This window comes from Streptomyces sp. 8P21H-1 (assembly GCF_013302945.1).
The window spans coordinates 1-2,276 of record NZ_JABTYA010000070.1 but is presented as its reverse complement, the minus strand read 5'-3'; the positions used below and the strand labels follow the sequence as shown (position 1 = coordinate 2,276).

Below are 2,276 nucleotides of genomic sequence, written 5' to 3'. Positions count from 1 at the left end.
CGCCCGGCCGCCTTCCGTCGGCGGGCCGCTCCCGGCCGCCGACGGCCGGCCCCGGCGGGGCCGGGCCCGTCGGGAGGTCAGGTGGTGGTGGGCCAGGTGCGCAGCAGCCCGGCGATCTTCCCGGCGGTGCAGGCGGGGTCGAGCAGCAGGTCCTTGAGGGCGACGGCGTCCTCGCGGGCGGGCTTGACGGAGATTCCCGCGGCGTCGAGGTACATCACTCCTGTCGCCGCGGCCACCGCCAGGTTGGAGCGCTCCAGCCAGCGGCACCGGCCCAGGGTGTGCACCAGGGCGGCGGCCTTGGCGTAGGGGCCGTCGTAGACGGGCTGCTCGAACAGCTCGGCCCGGTGGCGCGCGACCGCCGAGACCGGTACGCCGTAGTCGTCGGGCGCGGGGTCGTCCGCGCCGGCCGCCTCGGCGACCTGCAGGATCCAGGCGACGTCGATGTGCAGGTCCATCAGGCCGCGCGCACTCCCCCGGACGTCCGCCGGGCGTCCTCCGCCTCGGCCTCGTCGAAGACCGCCTGGTGGTCGGCCAGGAAGCGCGCGGCGGCCTCCACGGCGTGGGCGCGCAGGCCCCCGGCGTCGTCCTGGACGAGCCGGGCGAGGTAGTCCCCGATGCTCAGCCCGAGGTCGGCGGCGCGCTTGCGCGCGAGTTCCGCGACGTCCTGATCCACGCGTGCGCCCAGTTGTGTCTTCGCCATACCCGGATGGTAACAGCTGTTACCAACCTGGTTCCAGGCCGCGGTCCCGCGGTCCGGCGACCGCGCCGACGGTGTTCAGCCGCCCGGGAGGAAGAAGCAGAACGGGTGGCCGTGCGGGTCGCGGAGGACCCGTACGTCCTTCTGGGGCTGGTACTCCTCCAGTGTCGCGCCCAGGGCGCAGGCCCGTTCGGTCTCCGCCTCCAGATCGTCGACCTGCAGGTCCAGGTGTGCCTGCATCTGCTGGGTGCCGGGGCGCTGCGGCCACGTGGGGACGGCGTGATCGGCCTCCAGCTGGAAGCTGAGGGCGAGGCGTTCCCCGTCCGGGGCCCTCAGGCTGACCCACTCCGGCTCCCGGTCGACCTCCTGCCAGCCCAGCAGGGCCCGGTAGAAGTCGGCCAGCGCGGAAGGGTCGGGGGTACCGAGGACGAAGCCACCGAGCGTCGCAGTCATACCTACAGCTTTGCCCCGACACCCGTTCTCACGCATCCGAGCGCCCCACACGCCTCTCCATTCCGCGGTGAGGCGCCGTTCCCGCGGCGGTGATCACATCGCGAGACGGCCTTGCGTCACGGCCCTGACCAGGCGTTGTCTCGTACAGTGAGTACAGAACGACCCGAATCCGACACCAGCCGCGCCACCGCCGACCGCTCCGCGCGCCGCGCCGTCACCGTCTTCCCCGCCCTCGTCCTCGCCGCCGGCGCCCTCGGCCTGCTGCTCCCGGGCGGCTTCAGCGGCTGGGGCGAGTCGGTGCCGTACCTCCTGGGCGTGGTGATGTTCTGCATGGGCATCACGATGACCCCGCAGGACTTCCGCGGAGTCGTCCGACGGCCCTGGGCGGTGGCCCTCGGGCTGGTCGCACACTACGTGATCATGCCGGGGCTGGGCTGGGTCATCGCCCATCTGCTGCAGCTCCCCCCGCAGCTCGCGGCGGGCGTCATCCTCGTCGGCTGCGCCCCCAGCGGCACCGCCTCCAACGTGGTCACGTACCTGGCCCGCGGTGACGTCGCGCTGTCCGTCTCCGTGGCCACCGTCTCCACGCTCGTGGCCCCGCTGGTCACTCCGCCGCTGACCCTGCTGCTGGCGGGCGAGTACCTGCCCGTCGACGCCGACTCCATGGTCACCGACATCCTCAAGACCGTACTGCTGCCGGTCGTCGCGGGCCTGGCCGTACGGCTCCTGGCGGGCCGCCTCGTGGAGCGGGCCCTGCCGGCGCTGCCCTGGCTGTCCGCCGTGACCATCGGTGTGATCGTGACCGTGGTCGTGGCGGGCAGCGCCGACGCCATCAAGTCGGCCGCGCTGCTGGTGTTCGTCGCCGTCGTGCTGCACAACGGCCTCGGCCTGGCCCTGGGCTACGGCGCGGGACGGCTCAGCCGGATGGGCGAACCCGCGAGCCGCGCCATGGCCTTCGAGGTCGGTATGCAGAACTCGGGGCTGGCCGCCTCACTGGCCACCGCCCACTTCAGCCCGCTGGCCGCGCTCCCCGCCGCGGTCTTCTCCGTCTGGCACAACATCTCCGGCGCCCTCGCCGCCGCCTGGCTGTCCCGCCGGGCGCGCTGACCCCGCGGCCGGCCCGGGC

General features: G+C 73.7%; 4 protein-coding genes. 1 reads left to right on the top strand and 3 read right to left on the bottom strand.

Translation table 11 applies throughout. The features are described from left to right. Nucleotides 1–77: 77 nt before the first annotated feature. From HO151_RS01465 to HO151_RS01455, 3 genes are all read right to left on the bottom strand, one after another. Nucleotides 78–455, bottom strand: coding sequence for a fic family toxin-antitoxin system, toxin component (locus tag HO151_RS01465; protein ID WP_173894325.1), 378 nt, complete (start codon nt 453–455; stop codon nt 78–80). Next, nucleotides 455–700 carry a hypothetical protein gene (locus HO151_RS01460; RefSeq protein WP_173894324.1) on the bottom strand — a complete coding sequence of 82 codons (246 nt, stop codon included), beginning with the start codon at nt 698–700 and terminating at the stop codon, nt 455–457. Before HO151_RS01460 ends, HO151_RS01465 begins: the two co-directional genes overlap by 1 nt. A gap of 75 nt (nt 701–775) precedes the next feature. Beyond that, complete coding sequence (locus tag HO151_RS01455) at nt 776–1,150, bottom strand: VOC family protein (protein ID WP_173894323.1); 375 nt, start codon at nt 1,148–1,150, stop codon at nt 776–778. A 147-nt stretch (nt 1,151–1,297) separates the two neighbouring features. Between HO151_RS01455 and HO151_RS01450 the strand changes: the two genes are divergently transcribed. Then, on the top strand, nt 1,298–2,257 hold the full coding sequence (locus HO151_RS01450) for a bile acid:sodium symporter family protein (protein WP_368039381.1): 960 nt from the start codon (nt 1,298–1,300) through the stop codon (nt 2,255–2,257). Nucleotides 2,258–2,276 lie beyond the last annotated feature (19 nt).

What these genes read in the sequence shown, in the direction of transcription:
- HO151_RS01465 (WP_173894325.1), bottom strand. Translation starts at nt 455, where the DNA reads ATGGACCTGCACATCGACGTCGCCTGGATCCTGCAGGTCGCCGAGGCG.
- HO151_RS01460 (WP_173894324.1), bottom strand. Translation starts at nt 700, where the DNA reads ATGGCGAAGACACAACTGGGCGCACGCGTGGATCAGGACGTCGCGGAA.
- HO151_RS01455 (WP_173894323.1), bottom strand. Translation starts at nt 1,150, where the DNA reads ATGACTGCGACGCTCGGTGGCTTCGTCCTCGGTACCCCCGACCCTTCC.